The sequence below is a fragment of the Oharaeibacter diazotrophicus genome, from assembly GCF_004362745.1.
GTDB lineage: Bacteria > Pseudomonadota > Alphaproteobacteria > Rhizobiales > Pleomorphomonadaceae > Oharaeibacter > Oharaeibacter diazotrophicus.
The window spans coordinates 604,848-624,640 of the sequence record NZ_SNXY01000007.1 but is presented as its reverse complement, the minus strand read 5'-3'; the positions used below and the strand labels follow the sequence as shown (position 1 = coordinate 624,640).

General features: G+C 71.4%; 20 protein-coding genes. 14 read left to right on the top strand and 6 right to left on the bottom strand.

What is annotated here, in order from left to right; translation table 11 throughout:
* Positions 1–7: 7 nt before the first annotated feature.
* A complete protein-coding gene (locus EDD54_RS11470) occupies positions 8–937 on the bottom strand; it encodes a sugar phosphate isomerase/epimerase family protein (RefSeq protein ID WP_165644594.1) in 930 nt (309 codons plus the stop codon).
* 214 nt (positions 938–1,151) lie between these two features.
* On the opposite strand from EDD54_RS11470, the gene EDD54_RS11465 reads away from it, so the two are divergent.
* From EDD54_RS11465 to ugpC, 5 genes are all read left to right on the top strand, one after another.
* Positions 1,152–1,511 (top strand): hypothetical protein, encoded by a 360-nt coding sequence (locus tag EDD54_RS11465; protein ID WP_165644595.1) that lies wholly within the window; start codon positions 1,152–1,154, stop codon positions 1,509–1,511.
* Positions 1,512–1,796: 285 nt separating this feature from the next.
* Entirely contained in the window at positions 1,797–3,137 is a 1,341-nt protein-coding gene (locus tag EDD54_RS11460; protein ID WP_126541297.1) for an extracellular solute-binding protein, read from the top strand.
* Positions 3,138–3,227: 90 nt separating this feature from the next.
* Positions 3,228–4,112, top strand: coding sequence for a carbohydrate ABC transporter permease (locus EDD54_RS11455; protein WP_126541296.1), 885 nt, complete (start codon positions 3,228–3,230; stop codon positions 4,110–4,112).
* Positions 4,113–4,119: 7 nt separating this feature from the next.
* Entirely contained in the window at positions 4,120–5,016 is an 897-nt protein-coding gene (locus EDD54_RS11450) for an ABC transporter permease subunit (protein WP_126541295.1), read from the top strand.
* A gap of 8 nt (positions 5,017–5,024) precedes the next feature.
* On the top strand, positions 5,025–6,125 hold the full coding sequence (ugpC, locus tag EDD54_RS11445; protein ID WP_126541294.1) for a sn-glycerol-3-phosphate ABC transporter ATP-binding protein UgpC: 1,101 nt from the start codon (positions 5,025–5,027) through the stop codon (positions 6,123–6,125).
* A gap of 81 nt (positions 6,126–6,206) precedes the next feature.
* Here the strand turns inward: ugpC and EDD54_RS11440 are convergent, their stop codons facing one another.
* From EDD54_RS11440 to EDD54_RS11425, 4 genes are all read right to left on the bottom strand, one after another.
* Positions 6,207–7,724, bottom strand: a complete 1,518-nt coding sequence (locus EDD54_RS11440; RefSeq protein ID WP_126541293.1) for a pyruvate kinase — start codon at positions 7,722–7,724, stop codon at positions 6,207–6,209.
* A gap of 202 nt (positions 7,725–7,926) precedes the next feature.
* Positions 7,927–9,126, bottom strand: coding sequence for a 3-oxoadipyl-CoA thiolase (gene pcaF / locus EDD54_RS11435; RefSeq protein WP_126541292.1), 1,200 nt, complete (start codon positions 9,124–9,126; stop codon positions 7,927–7,929).
* Between the two features lie 4 nt (positions 9,127–9,130).
* Complete coding sequence (locus EDD54_RS11430; protein ID WP_126541291.1) at positions 9,131–9,802, bottom strand: 3-oxoacid CoA-transferase subunit B; 672 nt, start codon at positions 9,800–9,802, stop codon at positions 9,131–9,133.
* Entirely contained in the window at positions 9,799–10,533 is a 735-nt protein-coding gene (locus EDD54_RS11425; RefSeq protein ID WP_126541290.1) for a 3-oxoacid CoA-transferase subunit A, read from the bottom strand. Before EDD54_RS11425 ends, EDD54_RS11430 begins: the two co-directional genes overlap by 4 nt.
* 118 nt (positions 10,534–10,651) lie before the next feature.
* On the opposite strand from EDD54_RS11425, the gene EDD54_RS11420 reads away from it, so the two are divergent.
* Entirely contained in the window at positions 10,652–11,410 is a 759-nt protein-coding gene (locus EDD54_RS11420) for an IclR family transcriptional regulator domain-containing protein (protein WP_126541289.1), read from the top strand.
* Positions 11,411–11,417: 7 nt separating this feature from the next.
* Here the strand turns inward: EDD54_RS11420 and EDD54_RS11415 are convergent, their stop codons facing one another.
* Positions 11,418–12,368 carry a LysR family transcriptional regulator gene (locus EDD54_RS11415; protein WP_126541288.1) on the bottom strand — a complete coding sequence of 317 codons (951 nt, stop codon included), beginning with the start codon at positions 12,366–12,368 and terminating at the stop codon, positions 11,418–11,420.
* 93 nt (positions 12,369–12,461) lie between these two features.
* On the opposite strand from EDD54_RS11415, the gene EDD54_RS11410 reads away from it, so the two are divergent.
* From EDD54_RS11410 to EDD54_RS11375, 8 genes are all read left to right on the top strand, one after another.
* Positions 12,462–13,370, top strand: a complete 909-nt coding sequence (locus EDD54_RS11410; RefSeq protein ID WP_126541287.1) for a dioxygenase family protein — start codon at positions 12,462–12,464, stop codon at positions 13,368–13,370.
* A 3-nt stretch (positions 13,371–13,373) separates the two neighbouring features.
* Positions 13,374–14,333 (top strand): VOC family protein, encoded by a 960-nt coding sequence (locus EDD54_RS11405; protein ID WP_126541286.1) that lies wholly within the window; start codon positions 13,374–13,376, stop codon positions 14,331–14,333.
* A complete protein-coding gene (locus EDD54_RS11400; RefSeq protein WP_126541285.1) occupies positions 14,330–14,989 on the top strand; it encodes an alpha/beta hydrolase in 660 nt (219 codons plus the stop codon). Before EDD54_RS11405 ends, EDD54_RS11400 begins: the two co-directional genes overlap by 4 nt.
* Positions 14,989–16,050 (top strand): maleylacetate reductase, encoded by a 1,062-nt coding sequence (locus tag EDD54_RS11395; RefSeq protein WP_165644455.1) that lies wholly within the window; start codon positions 14,989–14,991, stop codon positions 16,048–16,050. Before EDD54_RS11400 ends, EDD54_RS11395 begins: the two co-directional genes overlap by 1 nt.
* Positions 16,051–16,129: 79 nt before the next feature.
* On the top strand, positions 16,130–17,404 hold the full coding sequence (locus EDD54_RS11390) for an ABC transporter substrate-binding protein (protein WP_126541283.1): 1,275 nt from the start codon (positions 16,130–16,132) through the stop codon (positions 17,402–17,404).
* A 53-nt stretch (positions 17,405–17,457) separates the two neighbouring features.
* Positions 17,458–18,174, top strand: coding sequence for an ABC transporter ATP-binding protein (locus EDD54_RS11385; protein ID WP_126541282.1), 717 nt, complete (start codon positions 17,458–17,460; stop codon positions 18,172–18,174).
* Positions 18,174–18,878, top strand: a complete 705-nt coding sequence (locus tag EDD54_RS11380; protein WP_425374990.1) for an ABC transporter ATP-binding protein — start codon at positions 18,174–18,176, stop codon at positions 18,876–18,878. Before EDD54_RS11385 ends, EDD54_RS11380 begins: the two co-directional genes overlap by 1 nt.
* Positions 18,879–18,927: 49 nt before the next feature.
* A complete protein-coding gene (locus EDD54_RS11375) occupies positions 18,928–19,791 on the top strand; it encodes a branched-chain amino acid ABC transporter permease (protein WP_126541281.1) in 864 nt (287 codons plus the stop codon).
* The last annotated feature ends 2 nt before the right edge of the window (positions 19,792–19,793 follow it).

Below are 19,793 nucleotides of genomic sequence, written 5' to 3'. Positions count from 1 at the left end.
GTGGAGATCAGGCGGCGAGGTCGCGCGGGGCGGTGCGGGCGCGGCCGGCGAGGGCGCGGACGGCCTCGACGCACTCCTTGGCCACGTACCAGTAGCGGTCCTTCAGTTCGATGTTGAACAGCACGCCCTCGGGGAAGCTGCAGGTCTCCATCAGCGTCGCCCACGGGATGTCGCCCCAGCCGACCGGCAGGTGCAGGTCGCCGTGGCCGAAGGCGAGGCGCTCGCCCTCGGTGAACATCCAGATGTCGTCCTGGAGGCCGAAGCTGTCGTGGACGTGGAGGTGCCGGGCCCGCGGCGCCAGGGCGGCGGCCTCGTCGATGAAGGTGTCGCGCAGGCCGTCGAAGTCGAGCTTCAGGTAGGCGTGGCTGAAGTCGAGCGTCGCCATCACCGCGGGATGGTCGATCGCGGCGAGCTCGGCGGCGAGCTGGCGCGGCGAGGAGGCGTGGACGCGGCCCTCGAAGCCGCCGAACAGCGTCTCGACGCAGAGCACGAGGCCGAGGTCGCGGGCGAGGTCGCCGGCCTTGCTCAGCCACTCGCGCTGGCGGCCGTAGGCGGCCTCGAGGCCCTGGCCCTGCTGCAGCGGCGCGAGGCCGGAGTGGATCACGTAGTTGGCGGCCCCGACCGCGGCGGCGACCTCGAGCGAGGCCTTCAGCACCTCGAAGTGGCGCGGCAGCCGCCAGGCCTCGTCCATGAAGTTGATCGCGAGCGGCCCGTGGACGCTGTAGGCGACCGAACGGCCGGCGCAGGCCCGCACGAGCGCGTCGAGCTGCGGTTTGCGGATCCTGGCGCCGACGACGATGTCCATGTCGTAGGTCGGCAGTTCGACGGCGTCGACGCCGAGGGCCTCGATCATGTCGAGCTCGTCGCCGAAGTCGGAGAGGTCGTTGGCGCGCTTGTGCGCGGAAATGCCGATACCGGAGACGCCGTCGGCGAGCATGGGGATCCTCCTCGAGTTTGCCGTTCGCGGGTCGCGTCCCCAAGGGCTAGTCCGCTCGCGTGTCGGCGCGACAAAGGCGGCGTTACGGTTTTGCGAAGGCGGCGGGGCGTCGGCCGAAGTCGCCATGAGCATCGGTCTTTTCACATGATTCCATCGGGATGGACGGGAGCCGGCGAAGTCGTCAAACTGTCGTCGTCCCGTCATGGAATCGCCGATGCGCCTGCTCGCCCTCGCCCTCCTCCTCGCCGGCACCGCCGCCGCTGCCGCCGCGCCCCTCGGCGACGCCGAGATTCGCGCCGAGCTGGTGGGCCGCGACATCGAGTGGTGGGAGAACGGCGGCTGGCACGCCGGCAGCCTCGTGCTGGCGCCGGACGGGCGCGCCGAGATCACCGTCGACACGCCGGCACCATCGGCCGACGTCGGGCACTGGACTGTATCCGGCGGGCGGATCTGCACGGTCTGGGACAGCGTGCGCGCGGGCGCCGAGAAGTGCTACTCGCTGGAACGTGGCGGCGCCGGCGACTTCGTCACCTCCGGCGGGAACGTCTTCCGCGTCCGCGCCGCCGGGGTCTGATACCGAGTTCGCAAAGTTCCGACCTCCGGTCGGAGCGTTGCGTGCGAGGAGCGCCCGACCGGGCGCCGGCCGGATGGCCGAGACCTCCTGAAGTCCCGACGCGTCGGGACTTCAGGAGAAGGGTATGAGGCCCGCGGGGCGCTCCTCAGCCGGCTCTTCATCGCTCCGACACCGAACCGACATCGATCCGTCGGCGAAGCTGGATCGTTCCGTCATGCGCCGCCGCTAGGGATCGGATCCCGGGGGCTCCACCGAGCCCGTCCGTCCCCAAGCGGAGTGCCCGCCATGACCCGCCTCGCCCTTCTCACCGCGGCTTCCCTCGCCGCCGTCGTCGCCTCCGGCCCGGCCTCGGCGGCCGAGCGCATCAAATTCGACTTCTGGTACGGCCTGACCGGCCCGCTGGGCGAGGTGGTGCAGAAGCACTGCGAACTCTTCAACCAGTCGCAGGACAAGTACGAGGCGGTCTGCACCGGCCAGGGCGGCTACGACAAGGCCGAGCAGAACACCATCGCGGCCTACCGCGCGAAGCAGCAGCCGACCGTCGTGCAGATCTACGACGCCGGCACCGTGAACTTCATGCTGTCGGGCGCCGTCGTCCCGGCCCCCGAGTTCGCCGCCGAGCACGGCCTCGCGATCGACTGGAAGGCCTATTTCCCGGCGATCGCCGACTACTACGCCACTTCGAAGGGCGAGATGTGGTCGTTCCCGTACAACTCCTCCACGGCGGTGATGTACTGGAACAAGGACCTGCTCGCCAAGGTCGGCAAGACCGAGGCCCCGAAGACCTGGGAGGAGTTCGGTGCGGACCTCGTCGCGCTGAAGGCCGCCGGCGTCGCCTGCCCGTTCGCGACCGACTTCGACACCTGGCCGATCCTCGAGCAGTTCTCGGCGATCCACGACCTGCCGGTCGCGACCCGTGACAACGGCTACGCCGGCCTCGACGCCGAGCTGGTCTTCAACAAGACCAAATTCGCCGACCTCGTGAAGGACATCTCGGCCTGGGTGAAGGACGGCGAGGCCGTCATCATGACCCAGCAGACCGGCAAGACCAAGACCCAGGGCTTCGCCGACGGCTCCTGCGCCTTCATGCTGAACTCGATCGCCGATCACTCGACGATCGGCAAGACCGCCGCCCCGGGCCTGAACTGGGCGCCGGCGATGCTGCCGGTCTACGAGGGCTTCCAGCGCCACAACTCGGTGATCGGCGGCGCCTCGCTCTGGGTGATGAAGGGCAAGTCGGCCGAGGAATACGAGGCGGCGGCGGCCTTCCTGAAGTACGTCACCGCGCCGGAGACCGGCGAGCGCTACATCGCCGAGAACACCGGCTACATCCCGGTGACCACCAACGGCTTCGAGCTCCTGACCAAGGAAGGCTTCTACGCCGAGCCGGCCCACGCCGGCCGCGAGATCGCCATCGCCTCGCTCAACGCCTCGGAGGTCGGCCCGCTGACCCACGGCATCCGCCTCGGCAACTTCACCGCCATCCGCACGACGATCCGCTCCGAACTCGAGGCGGCCTTCACCGGCAAGAAGGACCCGCAGGTGGCCCTCGACGACGCGGTCGCGGCCGGCAACGACATCCTGCGCCGCTACGAGCAGACCTTCCGCGGCGTCGCCCTGCCCTGATCGGACGCTTAGGCGTCCCCGACACACCCACGCGAGGCCGCGCCCCGACCGGGCGCGGCCTCCCCGTCCCGGCGAACGGCGGAGCGAGACTTGGAAAAGCGGGCCACCTTCTCCAACCTCTGGGTCGCGGGCCTGTTCGTGGCGCCGCAGCTCCTCCTGATCTTCGTGTTCTTCTACTGGCCGGTCGGCGAGGCGATGTACTGGGCGCTGACGCTGGAACCGCCGTTCGGCGGCGGCAACCAGTTCGTCGGCCTGCAGAATTTCGAGGCGGTGTTCTCCGACCGGCACTATTGGAACTCGGTCGTCGTCTCGGTGATCTTCGCCCTCTCGATGGCCGGGCTGTCGATCTCGGTCGCGCTGGTGCTCGCGCTGTTCGCGGACCGGCGTCTCCACGGCCATCAGGCCTACCGCTTCACCTTCTTCCTGACCTACGCGGTCCCGGCCGCCGCCGTCGGCCTCGCCTTCCGCTTCCTGCTGGCGCCGGACGCCGGCATGGTCTCGGTGGTGAACAAGCTGTTCCCCGGCCTGTGGAACCCCGCCCTCAACGGCACCCAGGCGCTGATCCTGGTGATCGTGGCGCAGGCCTGGAAGATGGCCGGCTACAACTTCGTCTTCCTGCTCGCCGGATTGCAGTCGGTGCCGCGCGCCCTGGTCGAGGCGGCGGCGATGGACGGCGCCGGTGTCCTGCGCCGGATGCGCGACATCCAGGTGCCGCTGCTGACGCCGACGCTGTTCTTCCTGCTGGTGATCAACATCACCGACAGCTTCGTCGACAGCTTCGGCATCGTCGACCTGACCACCGGCGGCGGTCCGGCCCGTTCGACCATGCTGCTCGGCTACAAGATCTATCTCGACGGCTTCGAGGGCAAGGACTACTCGCTCGCCTCGGCACAGACGCTGGTGCTGATCGTCCTGATGATCCTGCTCACCTTCTTCCAGTTCCGCTTCGTCGAGCGGCGCGTCCACTACCGGTGAGGACACCATGGTCGAGCGCACGCCCCTCCTCAACGTCCTGACCCACGCGGTGCTGATCCTCGGATTCGTGGTGCTGATGGCGCCGATCTGGATCGTCTTCGTCGCCGCCAGCCACGACTTCGCCACCGTCAACCGCGTGCCCGTGCCGGTGCTGCCCGGCGGCCACCTCCTCGACAACCTCGCCCAGGCCTGGACCGAGGGCTCGTTCGGCCGAGTGATGGTGACCACCATGCTGTTCGCGCTCGGCGTCACCGCCGGCAAGGTGGTGCTGTCGGCGCTGTCGGCCTTCGCGATCGTCTACTTCCGCTACCGGCTCCGGATGGTCTTCTTCTGGATGATCTTCACGACGCTGATGCTGCCGATCGAGATCCGGATCGTCCCGACCTACGCCGTCGCCGCCAACGCGCTGAAGCCGTTCCACGACATGCTGGCGCTGGTCGGCCTCGGCGGCGTCGTGCCCGAGTGGAACCTGCTCAACAGCTATTCCGGCCTGATCCTGCCGCTGATCGCCACAGCCACCGGCACCTTCCTCTACCGCCAGTTCTTCCTGACCATTCCGGACGAACTCGCCGAGGCCGCCAAGATGGACGGCGCCGGGCCGGTGCGCTTCTTCCTCGACGTGCTGGTGCCGCTGTCGCGCACCAACATGGCGGCGCTCGCCACCATCATGTTCGTCTGGGCCTGCAACCAGTATGTCTGGCCGCTGATCGTGGTCACCGACCAGCAGACGATGGCGACGGCGACGATGCAGTTGCAGAAGCTGGTGCCGAGCCCGCTGTTCGGCCAGCCGCCGGTCTGGAACGTCGCCATGGCGGCGACGCTGATCGTCATGATCCCCCCGCTCGTGGTCACGATCCTGCTGCAGCGCTGGTTCGTCCGCGGCCTCGTCTCCAGCGAAAAGTGAGGGCCGCCATGGCCGAGATCCGTCTTTCCGCGGTCCGCAAGTCCTACGGCCGGGTCGAGGTGGTGCGCGGCGTCGACCTCGACGTCGCCGCCGGCGAATTCCTGGTGATCCTCGGCCCCTCCGGCTGCGGCAAGTCCACGCTGCTCAGGATGATCGCGGGCCTCGAGACGATCACCGCGGGCGAGATCGCCATCGCGGGCGACGTGGTCAACCGCAAGGAGCCGCGCGAGCGCGGCTGCGCCATGGTGTTCCAGAACTACGCGCTCTATCCGCACATGACGGTGGCCGACAACATCGGCTACGCCCTGAAGGTCGCCGGCGTGAAACGGGCGGAGCGGCAGGCGCGCGTCGCCGCCGTCGCCGACGCGCTCGGGCTCGGCGAGTTCCTGGCCCGCAAGCCCGGCCAGCTCTCCGGCGGCCAACGCCAGCGCGTCGCCATGGGCCGGGCGATGATCCGCCAGCCGCGCGTCTTCCTCTACGACGAGCCGCTGTCGAACCTCGACGCCCGGCTCCGGGTGGCGATGCGCATGGAGATCCGCCGGCTGCACCAGCGGCTCGGCACCACCTCGCTGTTCGTCACCCACGACCAGGTCGAGGCGATGACGCTGGCCGACCGCATCGTGGTGATGAACAAGGGCGTCGTCGAGCAGGTCGGCACGCCGACCGAGGTCTACGGCCGGCCGGCCTCGACCTACGTCGCCGCCTTCGTCGGCTCGCCCGGCCTCAATCTCCTGCACGGCGTCGCCGATCCCGCCGCCGGCGTGATCCGGCTCGACGGCGGCCCGGTGCTGGCCTACCGGCGCGAGCGCTGGCCGGACGTCGCCGCCGGCCCGGTGACCGCGGGTTTCCGCGCCGAGGACGCGGCCCCCGCCGACGGCGTCGGCGTTCCCTTCGCGGTCGACTTCGTCGAGGAACTCGGCGCCGGCCGCCACGCCCACGGCCACATCGCCGGCCAGCCGGCGATCGTCCACGTCGGCCCCGGCCGGCCGGTGGCGCCGCGCACGCAGATGGCGCTGACGATCCCGGCCGACGCCGTCCAACTGTTCGCCGCCGAGGACGGGCGGCGGCTGCGCGAGGTGGCACCGGTGGCGGTGCCCGAGTTGGCGTGAGCGACCGTCTCGCAAGGCCCCGACTCGTCGGGACCTTGCGAGGTTTCGGCCTCGCGGCCGGCGGCGGGCCCTCGCTCGGCCTCACGCGTCGGACGGTGACCAGGCGCCGAGGGCGCGCAGCATTGGCGTCTTCTTGTGGACGTGGCCGGCCATGCGCACCAGCAGGTGGTCGAGCACGTCGACGGCGGTGCCGACGTGCGGGCCCTTGTTGAGCATGACGCACTCGGCGCGCGCGCCCATCGCCGCGTCGGTCATCTCGCCGCGCGACGGCAGCCCGTCCCGGACCAGGGATTCCAGCACCTGGGTCGCCCAGATCACCGGCACCGAGGCCGCCTCGCACAGCCACAGGATCTCCTCCTGCATCTCGGCGAGACGCTCGAAGCCGATCTCGGCGGCGAGGTCGCCGCGGGCGATCATGACGGCGAACGGCCGGCGCCCGGCGACGCGCGCCATCAGCGCCGGCAGGTTGGCGACCGCCTCCGGCCGCTCGATCTTGGCGACCAGCCCGAGCGACGGCGGCACCAGTCCGGTGTCGGCGAGTACGGTCTCGAGCAGGTCGATGTCCTCGGGGCGGCTGACGAAGCTGTAGCCGATCATGTCGGCGGTGCGGACCACCGCGGCGAGGTCCTGGATGTCCTTGGCGGTCAGCGGGGAGAGGCCGAGCGCGGTGTCGGGCAGGTTGAGGCCCTTCTCCGGCTTGAGCTTGACGCCGCCGGCCCGGACGCGGGTGACGCGCAGGAGCGCGCTCGCGCCGTCGGCGGCCTCGACCCGGGCCTCCATCTTGCCGTCGTTGTAGAGCACGCGGTCGCCGACGCCGATCCGCGTCACGATCTCCGGCAGCGAGACGCTGGCGGCGGCGACGGCGTCGCCGACGATCTCGGGCGTGCCGCCCGCGACGAGGCTGAACGTGTCGCCGACGACGATCCGCCGCGCCTTGTCGGCGGCGACGACCGCCTCGGTGCGGATCTTCGGGCCGGCGATGTCCATCAGCACCCGGATCGGGCGGCCGACGATCTCGCCGGCGGTGCGCACCGCGCGCGCCATCGCCTCCCAGGCGACGATGCCGTCGTGGGCGCAGTTGATGCGGGCGATGTCCATGCCGCGGCGGGCGAGATCGAGCACCAGACCGGGGTCGCCGGCCGCCTCGGACGGCAGCGTCACCATGATGCGGGTGTCGCGCCCGGCCGGGCGCGGCCCGAGCGCGGCGTCGGCGTTCGCGGCGAGGAGGCGCTCGCCGGCGAAGAAGGCGTCGTCGCCGGGCGCCTCGACCGGGGCCGGTCGTCCGGCGAGGGCCGCCAGCGCGACGGCGACGGCGTCGAGCGTCGGCAGCACGCGGCTCTCGGCGCGGCCGAGCGAGGACAGGCCGCGCGCCATCAGCGCCCGCTGCAGCGGGCGGATGTCGTGGCGGCGCAGCGCGAGATAGTCGGCGAGATTGGCGATGCCGGGCCCGATCGGACCGTGGGCGGCGGCGAAGGCCGCGCGCCGCGCCTCGCCGTCGGCGACGACGGCGTCCCGCAGGGCGGCGAGATCGGCGGCCAGCCCCGTACGGTCGTCGCCCGTCGGCACCACGGCGTGGGCGTACGATACGGTGTCGGTCATGGCGCCGAGATCCCTCGCCCCGTGGTCGCGTCCATCCGTGCGGATCGGCCGGGCGGCACCGTCCGAACGGTCGGCGCACTTGAACCCCGCGTCGATGACGGTGGATTGACGGCCGGAACGGCCGGGATGTCGAGCCCCGGGAAAACCCGGTCGAGGCCGGGTTTTCCCGGATCACCGGGTTCGCACTCGCGGCAGGTGTCGTTCAGACCCGCTCGAGCGCGACGGCAATGCCCTGGCCGACGCCGATGCACATGGTCGACAGCGAGCGCCGGCGGCCGCCGAGCGACAGCTCCAGCGCCGCGGTGCCGGTGATGCGCGCACCCGACATGCCGAGCGGGTGGCCGAGGGCGATCGCGCCGCCGTTCGGGTTCACGCGGGGGTCGTCGTCGGCGACGCCGAGCATGCGCAGCGTGGCGACGCCCTGGGCCGCGAAGGCCTCGTTGAGCTCGATCACGTCGAAGTCGGCGATCGCGAGCCCGAGGCGAGCCATGAGCTTCCGGCTCGCCGGCGCCGGGCCGATCCCCATCACCCGCGGCGGAACGCCGGCAGTGGCACCGCCGAGCACACGAGCGATCGGCGTCAGGCCGTGGCGGCGGGCAGCCTCGGCGGAGGCGACGATCAGGGCGGCGGCGCCGTCGTTGACGCCGGACGAATTGCCGGCCGTGACCGAGCCGTTCGGGAACAGCGGCTTCAGGGCGGCGAGCGCCTCCGCCGTGGTGGCGCGCGGGTGCTCGTCGCGGTCGACGACCACCGGATCGCCCTTCCGGCGCGGGATCGTCACCGGCACGATCTCGCGGGCGAGCCGGCCGTTCGCCTGGGCGGCGGCGGCCCGCGCCTGCGAGGCGAGCGCCATGGCGTCCTGCGCTTCACGGGAGATGCCGTGGTCGTCGGCGACGTTCTGGCCGGTCTGCGGCATCGAATCGGTGCCGTAGGCGGCGTGCATCGCCGGGTTGACGAAGCGCCAGCCGATCGTGGTGTCGAAGATCTCGGCCTGCCGCGAGAAGGCCGTGTCGGCCTTCGGCATCACGAAGGGCGCGCGCGACATGCTCTCGACGCCGCCGGCGACCATCAGGTCGGCCTCGCCGGCGGCGACGGCGCGGGCGGCGGCGAGCACCGCGTCCATGCCCGAGCCGCAGAGCCGGTTGATCGTGGTGCCGGTGACGCCGACCGGCAGGCCGGCGAGCAGCACCGCCATGCGGGCGACGTTGCGGTTGTCCTCGCCGGCCTGGTTGGCGCAGCCGAGCACGACGTCGTCGACCGCCTCCCAGTCGACGCCGGGATTGCGGGCGACGAGGGCGCGGAGCGGGACGGCCGCGAGGTCGTCGGGCCGGACGGCGGCGAGCGCACCGCCGTAGCGGCCGATCGGGGTGCGGACGTAGTCGCAGATGAAGGCGTCGGTCATGGCGTCAGAGCTCCGGCACGACGAGGTCCGCGACGGGACCGGGAACGTGGAGGTCGGCGCCGGTGAGCGCCTGGAGGTCGGAAAGGCCGAGCGCCGGCAGCTTCTCGCGCAGCACGAAGCGGCCGCCCTCGACGTCGATCACCGCGAGGCTGGTGTAGATCCGGGTGACGCAGCCGACGCCGGTCAGCGGCAGGCTGCAGCGCTTCACCAGCTTCGGCTTGCCGTCCTTGGTGACGTGCTCGGTGATGACGGCGACGCGCTTCGCCCCATGGACGAGGTCCATGGCGCCGCCGACCGCCGGCACGCCCTTGGGGCCGGTCGACCAGTTGGCGAGGTCGCCGGTCTCCGCGACCTCGTAGGCGCCAAGGATGGCGACGTCGAGATGGCCGCCGCGCACCATGGCGAAGCTGTCGGCGTGGTGGAAGAAGGCCGTGCCGGGCTTCAGCGTCACCGCCTTCTTGCCGGCATTGATGAGGTCCCAGTCCTCCTCGCCCGGCGGCGGCGCCTCGCCGAAGCCGAGGATGCCGTTCTCGGTGTGGAAGATCGCCTGCCGGCCCGGCGGCTGGAACCGCGCCACCATCTCCGGGAAGCCGATGCCGAGGTTGACGTAGGCGCCGTCGGCGATGTCCTGGGCGGCGCGCCAGGCGATCTGGGTCGCGTTCAGCTTTGCCGTCATGCCGCTTTCTCCGGGTAGACCGCGCCGGCGCGGTTGAGATCCTCTTCCTGGGCCGGGTTCGGCACCGCGACGACGCCGGCGACGAAGATGCCGGGCGTCACCACCGCCTCCGGGTCGATGCCGCCCGGCGCGACGATGCGCGTGACCTGGACGTAGGCGCGCGCCGCCGCCATGCACATCAGCGGATTGAAGTTCCGCGCCGCCATCCGGTAGGTCAGGTTGCCGAGGGTGTCGCCGACGTCGGCCTTGACCAGCGCGATGTCGGCTTTCAGCCAGCGCTCCTGCACGTAGCAGCGGCCGTCGAACTCGGCGACCGGCTTGCCCTTTGCGAGGTCGGTGCCGAAGGACGTCGGGGTGTAGAAGGCCGGGATGCCCGCGCCGCCGGCGCGGATGCGCTCGGCGAGCGTGCCCTGCGGCACCAACTCGAGTTCGATCTTGCCGGCGAGATAGAGCTCGGTGAACACCACCGGATCGGCCGAGCGCGGGAACGAGCAGATCAGCTTGCGCACCATGCCCTGCTCGATCAGGGCGGCGAGGCCGACGTGGCCGTTGCCGGCGTTGTTGTTGATCACCGTCAGGTTCTTCGGGGCGCCGGTGGCGCGGAAGCGGTCGATCAGCGCGTGGATCAGCTCGATCGGCGCGCCGGACCCGCCGAAGCCGCCGATCATCACGGTCATGCCGTCTTCGATCCCCGCCACCGCGGCGGCGAGGTCCGGAAGGGTCTTGTCCATGGGATGTCTCCAGCCGGATCCCGCCCGGCCGGACGACAAATAGCGAGCGGCGGACGGTTCCGTCCAGACCATGTGTGCGGTATGGTGCTTTTGTTCTCATATCGCACGGACCACCGCCATGACCATCGAGAAGCGCGACACCATGGGCGGCCTCGCCAAGGGGCTGGCGGTGATCGAGACCTTCGCCGCCGACCGACCGCGACAGTCGATCGCCGAGGTCGCGGCGGCGGCGGGCCTCGACCGCGCGACGGCGCGGCGCTGCCTGCTGACGCTGGCGCAGCTCGGCTACGCCGACTGGGACGGCAAGTACTTCACGCTGACGCCGCGGGTGCTCCGGCTCGGCACCGCTTGCCTCGCCACCATGCCGCTGCCGCAGATCGTGCAGCCGCTGCTCGACGAGCTCTCCGACCGGATCGGCGAGAGCAGTTCGGTCTCGATCCTCGACGGGCCGGAGATCGTCTACGTCGCCCGCGCGGCGCAGCGGCGGGTGATGACGATCGCGCTGATGCCGGGCTCGCGGCTGCCGGCCTACTGCACCTCGATGGGGCGGGCGATGCTGGCCGCCCTCCCCGAGGACGCCGCCCGCCGTCTGCTCGAGGCCGCGCCGCGGCCGTCGCGTACGCCCCGTACCCTGACCGACGTCGACGCCATCCTCGCGGCGATCGCGGAGGTGCGCCGGCTCGGCTACGCGGTGAACGACCAGGAGGTCGAGATCGGCCTGCGCTCGATCGCGGTGCCGCTGGTCGACGCCCGCGGCCGGGTGGTGGCGGCGATGAACATCGGCCTCGCCGTCGCGGCCGGGACGGACGACCTCGCAGCGCGCTACCTGCCCGAACTCCTGCGCGCCCGCGACGCGCTGCGCCGCCTGCTGCCGTGAGCGCGGCTCAGCGCCCCCACACCACCGCGTTCTCGTGGCGCTTGATGATGTGCTTCAGGTCCTCGAAGGCGGTGGCGACATAGGCGGCGAAGCGTTCGGCCGCCGGCGAGCGCGGCCCGACCGTGCGGCGCAGGATGCCGAGCGAGCGGTTCGGCTGCGGGATCTCGTAGGGCAGCACCGTGACGCGGTTCTCCTTGCGCTGGGCGAACACCACCGAGAAGGGCAGCACGGCGAGCGCGTCGGTCTCGGCGAGATAGTTGATGACGCTCATCAGGGAGCCGCCGGAGTAGCGGATGTTGAGGTCGGACATGCCGATGCTCATCAGGATCATCTGCAGGTCCGACATCAGCGGCGAGCCCGGCAGCGGCGCGACCCAGGGGAAGTTCGTCAATTCGTGCGCCTGGAGCCGACGCTTGCGCAGCAGCGGGTGGTCCGGACGGCAGGCGACGACATTGCGGCCGGGCAGGATCTCGGTGAACTCGAAGCCGGGGCCGAGGTCGAGCACGCCGATCGGCACGATGCCGAGGTCGATCTGCTTGGCCTCGAGGGCGCCGACCATCTCCGGCAGGTTCAGGTAGCTCTGCTGGACGGTGACCTCCGGCTCGAGCGTCTGGAACTCGCCGATCATGCGGCTGATCATCGCGTCCATGAAGAAGGGCACGCCGCCGACGCGGACGAGGCCGCTGGTGCCGCGCACGAAGCCCTGCACCGCGTCCGACGCCTTGCGCGAGGCGGCGATGATGACGCGGCCCTGCGCCGCCAGCTGCGCGCCGAGCGGCGTCGGCTGCAACGGCCGGCGGCCCTTGAGGAACAACGGTTCGCCGACGCGGGCCTCCAGCATGGCGAGCGACCGGCTGACGGCGGGTTGGGTCAGCCCCAACATCGCCGCGCCCTCGGAAACGCCGCCGGCGTCGAGCACCGCGGCCAGCTGCATGAGGTGTCGCTCGTTCAGCTTCATAGCAGAGTGCTATATTATCGGACGGACAAATCATCAAGGGCCGTTCCGGGACGTGCTATCCCGTTAAAAAACAGGGGAAGGGAGGCCCCTCGCATGGACGGCCACGACACTGGCTCGCGCCGGACCGACGGTTCGGCGGAGGGGGCGGAGCTTACCCTGGAGTTCGCGCGGCGGCTGTCCGAGGCCGGCCCGTCGCGGCTCGGCGAGGCGGCGCAGGCGACCGTCGAGCGGCTGCACGCGCTGGTGACGGCGCTGCGGCCGACCAGCGACGAGTTCCGCATCGCGATCGACTTCCTGACCGAGGTCGGCCACTACGCCGACGCCCGGCGCCAGGAATGGGTGCTGCTCGCCGACGTGCTCGGCGTGTCCTCGCTGGTCGAGGACCTCAACACCAGGCGCCCGGCCGGCGCGACGCCCAACACGGTGGCCGGACCCTTCTACCGCTCCGACGTGCCGGAGACGGCGCAGGGTGCCAGCATCTCCCGTGACGGCAAGGGCGAACCGCTCGCCGTCACCGGCCGGATCGTCGACCTCGACGGCCAGGGAGTCGCCGGTGCGACGGTCGAGGTCTGGCACGCCAACGCCGACGGCCGCTACGAGAACCAGGAGCCGGACCGCCAGCCCGAGTTCAACCTGCGCGGCCGTTTCCGCACCGACCTCCAGGGCCGGTTCCGCTTCGCCACCATCAAGCCGCGCGGCTACGCGCTGCCGTCCGACGGCCCGGTCGGACGGCTGGTGACGACGCTCGGCCTCCGGCTGGAGCGGCCCGCCCACATCCATTTCCGCGTCTCGGCCGACGGCTTCGAGACGCTGACCACCCACGTCTACGACGAGGCGGATCCCGCCATCGGCCGGGACGCCATCTTCGGGGTCAAACCCGAACTGATGGGTCGTTACCGCGTGCTGCCGCCGGACGGAGGACCGCGCCGGCACGCGCTCGATCTCACGCTCGTGCTCTGTCCGCCGCCGGCGGAGAGGGCCAGGATCCAAGGGAGGCTTTGAACCATGGCCATGGTCAGCGGCTACCACCACCTGACGATGTCGACCGACGGTGCGCAGGAGGACTTCGACTTCTATACGAAGACGCTCGGTCTGCACTCGGTGAAGCGGACCGTCCTCTTCGACGGCGTCATTCCGGTCTACCATCTCTACTACGGCTCGCCGAACGGCGACGCCTCGACGATCATCACGACCTTCCCGTTCCGCAAGCCCGGCGTCTACGGCCGGCGCGGCACCAACCAGTCGCGCTCGATCATGCAGTCGATCCCGAAGGGCGCCGCGTCCTTCTGGGAGGACCGGTTGAACGGCCTCGGCGTCGACGCGACCAAGACCACGCGCTTCGGCGCCGACCGGGTGATCTTCGCCCACCCCTGTGGCATCCAGCACGAGCTGGTCGAGAGCGACGGCGACGGCCGCGAGCCGATCGTCAACGCGAGCCAGGGCATCGGCCGCGAACACGGCATCAAGGGCATCTACGGCGGCGCCGTCGCGGTCACCGACCGCACCGCCATGGACGACTTCCTCACCATCGCGCTGCCGCTCGAGAAGGAGGCCGACACCGACGAGGGCCTCGTCTACCGCGTGCCGGACGCGAACGGCGTCGTCCAGCGCGTCGAGGTGCTGGTCGACCGCGACAGCCCGCAGGGCACCTGGACGCTCGCCGGCGGCACCATCCACCACCTCGCCCTCAACACCGGCGACGAGGAGAGCCAGATGAAGCTGCGCGCCCACATCGAGGGCCTCGGCTTCACCGACATCTCCGAGCAGAAGGACCGCAACTACTTCAAGTCCTGCTACGTCCGCTCGCCGGGCGGGGCGCTGTTCGAACTCGCCTGGACGACGCCGGAGGGTTGGGCCAAGGACGAGCCGCCGGGCCAGATCGGCAAGACGCTGGTGTTCCCGCCGTGGTTCAAGGACCGCGAGGCGGAGCTGCGCGCCGGCCTCGAGGAGGCGTCGTTCCAATGACGTCCGGCGGCGGCCCGCTCCGCCTCGGCCCGCGCGGCCCGGAGGCGAAGGCGCTCTGCGTCTTCGTCCACGGCCGCGGCCAGAGCCCCGAGGAGATGCAGTCCCACGTGCTGGCGCGGCTCGACGCGCCGTCCGTGGCCTTCGTGCTGCCGCGCGCCCCGACCGGCGCGTGGTACGCCGCGCGGGCCGTCGATCCCCTGACCGCGGTGGCGCGGGCCGAACTCGCCGACGCGATCGACCACCTCGCCGCCGCGGTGGCCGCGGCGCGCTCGGCCTATGCCGGGCTGCCGCTGCTGCTCGCCGGCTTCTCGCAGGGCGCCTGCCTCGCGATCGAATACGTCTGCCGCGGCCTGCCGCCGCCGGACGCGCTCGCCGCCTTCACCGGCTGCCGCGTCGGTGTCCGGGACGACGACCGACCGGAGCGCGCCGCCGCCGGCCTGCCGATCTACCTCACCGGCGCCGACGCCGACCCCTGGATCCCGGTCGACGCCTTCGCCGACGCCGCGGCGTCGCTGGGGCGGACCGGCGCGCGCCTCAGGGCCGATCTCTTCCCCGGCCGCGCCCACGCCGTCTCGGACCCCGAGGTGGCGATGCTGGACGCGATCCTCGCCGACCTTTCCGCCGGACGGGCGCCGACCATGGGAGCCGCACGATGATGGAGAGCTTCGTCTTCCCGGGCCTTGCCACCCGCGTCGTGTTCGGCAGCGGCACCATCGCCCGCGTCGGCGACGAGGTCCGCCGGCTCGGCCACGGGCGGGCGCTGGTGCTGTCGACGCCGCATCAGCACGGCGAGGCCGAGGCGCTCGCCGCCTCGCTCGGCGATCTCGCAGCGGGCGTCTTCGCCGGCGCGGCGATGCACACCCCCGTCGAGGTGACGGAACGGGCGGTCGCGGCCTACCGCGAGAGCGGCGCGACCGCCGTCGTCTCCCTAGGCGGCGGCTCGACCACCGGGCTCGGCAAGGCGATCGCGCTGCGCACCGGCGCCGACCAGGTGGTGGTGCCGACCACCTACGCCGGTTCGGAGATGACCGACATCCTCGGCGAAACGAAGGACGGCGAGAAGACCACGAAGCGTTCGCCGGAGATCCGGCCCGAGACCGTCGTCTACGACGTCGACCTCACGCTCACCCTGCCTGTCGGCCTCACAGTGACGTCGGCGATGAACGCCCTCGCCCACGCCATGGAGGCGTTCTACGCGCCGGATCGCAGCCCGGTGATCACGCTGATGGCCCGCGACGCGCTCGTCGCGTTCCGCGACGGCATCCCGGCGCTGATCGCCGACCCGCGCGACAAGGCGGCGCGGGCCCGCGCGCTCTACGGCGCGTGGTGCTGCTCGACCGCCCTCGGCTACGTGCAGATGGCGCTGCACCACAAGCTCGCCCACGTGTTCGGCGGCTCCTTCGACACGCCGCACGCCGAGACCCACACGGTGCTTCTGCCCTACACCACCGCCTACAACGAGGCGGTCGCGGGCGCGGAACTTCGGCCCATCGCCGACGCCTTCGGCGCCGACACCGCCGCCGGCGCGCTCTGGGACTTCGCGACGGCGGTCGGCGCGCCGATCGGCCTTTCGGCGATCGGGATCGCCGAGGCCGACCTCGACCGCGCCGCCGAGATCGCCGTGAAGAACGCCTACGCCAACCCGCGGCCGATCGACCGGGCGTCGATCCGCGCGCTGCTCCAGGCCGCCTTCGAGGGGCGGCGGCCGGAGGTCTGAGACGAAGGGGGATCGGCGGGGCACGGCGTTGGAGGACGCCGTCCGCTCGGGATCCGAAAACGAGGAGGGGAGGAAAGCCATGTTCACCAGACGGTCGTTCCTGAAGACCACCGCCGCGTCCGGCCTCGCGCTGTCGGCTCCGGGGCTCGCCATGCCGGCGATCGCGCAGGGCGCGAAGATCAAACTCGGCTACGTCTCGCCGCAGACCGGCCCGCTCGCGGGCTTCGCCGAGAGCGACGCATACACCATCGCGGCCTTCCTCGCCTCGGACGCGGGGAAGAACTTCGAGGTGATCGTCAAGGACAGCCAGTCCAACCCGAACCGCGCCGCCGAGGTCGCCAAGGAGCTGATCGTCGAGGACGAGATCGACCTGATGCTGGTCGGCTCGACGCCGGAGAACACCAACCCGGTCGCCACCACCTGCGAGGCCGAGGGCGTGCCGGTGGTCTCGACGACGGCGCCCTGGCAGCCCTGGTTCATCGGCCAGCAGGGCAACCCGGGCGACCCCGGCTCGTGGAAGGGCTTCGACTTCGCCTTCCACTATTTCTGGGGCCTCGAGGACATCATCGCCGTCTACACCGGCATGTGGAAGCAGCTCGGCACCAACGGCACCGTGGCCGGCCTCTTCCCCAACGACGCCGACGGCAACGCCTGGGGCGACCCGCAGAACGGCTTGAAGCCCGGCCTCGCCGCCGCCGGCTTCTCGCTGACCGACCCCGGCCGCTACCAGAACCTCTCCGACGACTTCTCGGCCCAGATCAACGCCTTCAAGGCGGCCGGCGCGGAGATCGTCACCGGCGTGGTCATCCCGCCCGACTTCACCACCTTCTGGAATCAGGCCCGCCAGCAGGGCTTCCGGCCGAAGGCGGCGACGGTCGCCAAGGCGATCCTGTTCCCGCAGTCGGTGGAGACGCTGGGCGAGGCCGGCCACAACCTCTCGTCCGAGGTGTGGTGGTCGGCGTCCCATCCGTTCAAGTCGACCGTGACCGGCCAGTCCTCGGCCGAACTCGCCGCCGACTTCACCGCCAAGAGCGGCCGCCCCTGGACCCAGCCGATCGGCTTCTCCCACTCGCTGTTCGAGGTCGCCGCCAACGTCATGGGCCGCGTCTCCGACCCGACCGACACCGAGGCGGTGGCCGCGGCGATCGCGGCGACGGACATGGACACCGTCGTCGGCAAGGTCGCCTGGAACGGTGCCGGCGTGCCGCCCTTCGCGGCGAAGAACGTCTGCAAGACACCGCTGGTCGGCGGCCAGTGGCGGCGCAAGGAGAGCGGCGGCTTCGATCTCGTGATCGTCGAGAACGGCACGGCGCCGCAGATCCCGACCGCCGGAAAGATGGAAGCCCTCGCCTGACGCCCGCGGCCGGCCCGCCCCGCCACCCCGATCGCCGCCCGGAAGGTTCCGCGATGATCCTCAGGCTCGACGACGTCTCCAAGTCCTTCGGCGCCCTCAAGGTGACCGACGGCGTCAGCGTGGAGGTTCCGCGCGGCGAGGCGCTGGGCGTGATCGGCCCGAACGGGGCGGGCAAGTCGACGCTGTTCAACCTGATCACCGGCAACATGCTGGCGAACGGGGGCCGCATCGAGTTCCTCGGCCGCGACGTCACCCGCGTCGCGGCCATGGAGCGGGTGCGCATGGGCGTCGGCCGCAGCTTCCAGATCCCGCAGCCGTTCGAGGGGCTGACGGTGTTCGAGAACCTCCTGACCGCCGCCGCCTTCGGCCGGGGCGTCGGCGAGGCCGACGTCGTCGAAGACTGCGCCCGCATCCTCGAGGAGACCGAACTGCTCGGGAAGGCGAACGTCGTCGCCGGCACGCTCGGTCTGCTCGACCGCAAGCGGCTCGAGCTCGCCCGCGCCATGGCGACCGATCCGAAGCTGTTGCTGCTCGACGAGATCGCCGGCGGCCTCACCGACGGCGAGTGCAAGGCCCTGGTCGCCACGATCCGGCGGATCCACGCCCGCGGCACCACCATCATCTGGATCGAGCACGTGCTGCATGCCCTGACCTCGGTGGTGGAGCGGCTCATGGTCCTCAATTTCGGCAAGGTGATCGGCCTCGGCGCCCCCGACGCGATCATGGCCTCGCGCGAGGTGCGCGAGATCTACCTGGGGCTCGAGGTCTGATGCTGCTCGAAACCCGCGCCCTCACCGCCGACTACGGCCAGTTCCGCGCCCTGTTCGGCGTCGACGTCACGGTCGCCGCCGGCGAGTGCGTCGCCGTCATCGGCGCCAACGGCGCCGGCAAGTCGACGCTGATGCGTTCGATCGCCGGCGTGCTCGCCAACGCGCCGGGCATGGTCCTGCACCGCGGCGAGCCGATCGGCGCGCTGTCCTCGGCGGCCGTGATGAAGCGCGGCATCGCGATGGTGCCCGAGGGCCGGCGCCTGTTCCCCTCGCTCACCGTCGAGGAGAACCTCCTGATCGGCGGCGAGGCGCGCAAGGTCGCCGGCCCCTGGTCGCTCGCGAGCGTCTACGCGCTGTTCCCCGTGCTGAAGGAGCGCCGCCACCACCCCGGCACCGCCCTCTCCGGCGGCCAGCAGCAGATGGTCGCGATCGGCCGGGCGCTGATGTCGAACCCCGAACTGCTGCTCTGCGACGAGATCAGCCTCGGCCTCGCGCCGGTGGTGATCCGCGACGTCTACGCGGCGCTGCCGAAGATCCGCGCCGCCGGTGCCGCGGTCGTCGTCGTCGAGCAGGACATCGGCAAGGCGCTCTCGGTCGCCGACCGGGTCTACTGCATGATGGAGGGCCGCGTGACCCTGTCGGCACGGGCGTCCGAAGTGACGCGCGAAGCGGTGCACGCCGCCTATTTCGGAGCGGCGGCATGATGCGGGCGCCCTCCCTCATCCTCACCGTCCGGACCCCGGAGGTGCGGCCGTGATCTGGCTCGACACCCTCGTCCAAGGGATCCTACTCGGCGGGCTCTACGCCCTGTTCGCCGCCGGGCTCAGCCTCGTGTTCGGCATCATGCGGCTGGTCAACCTCGCCCACGGCGACCTGATCGTCTTCGCCGCCTACCTGGTGCTGACCGGCGTGACGCTGCTCGGCCTGTCGCCGCTCACCGCGGCGCTGGTGGCGGCGCCGGTGATGTTCGCGCTCGGCTGGCTGCTGCAGTCGCTGGTGCTGAACCGGGTGCTCGGGCGGGACATCCTGCCGCCGCTGCTCGTCACCTTCGGCCTCTCGGTCGCGCTCCAGAACGGCCTGCTCGAGGGATTCTCGGCCGACAGCCGGCGCATTCCGGCCGGTGCGCTCGAGGGCGCGTCGCTGAACCTCGGCGTCGTCACCGTCGGGCTGATGCCGCTCGTCACCTTCGCCGCCGCGGTGCTGGTCATCCTGGCGCTCAGCGCCCTGTTCTTCCGCACCGCGCTCGGCCGTGCCTTCCGCGCCACCTCCGACGACGCGGTCACAGCCGGCCTGATGGGCATCGAGCCGAAGCGCGTCTTCGCCATGGCGACCGGCCTCGCCATGGTGGTGGTGACGATCGCCGCGCTGTTCCTCGGCATGCGCGCCAACTTCGACCCGTCGATCGGGCCGGCCCGGCTGGTCTACGCCTTCGAGGCGGTGATCATCGGCGGGCTCGGCAGCCTGTGGGGCACGCTCGCCGGCGGCATCGTCATCGGACTCGCCCAGACGATCGGCGCGACCGTGAACCCGGAGTGGCAGATCCTCGCCGGCCACCTCGCCTTTCTCGCCGTCCTCCTCCTCAAGCCGCGGGGCCTGTTCCCCCGCGCCGTCGACTGAAG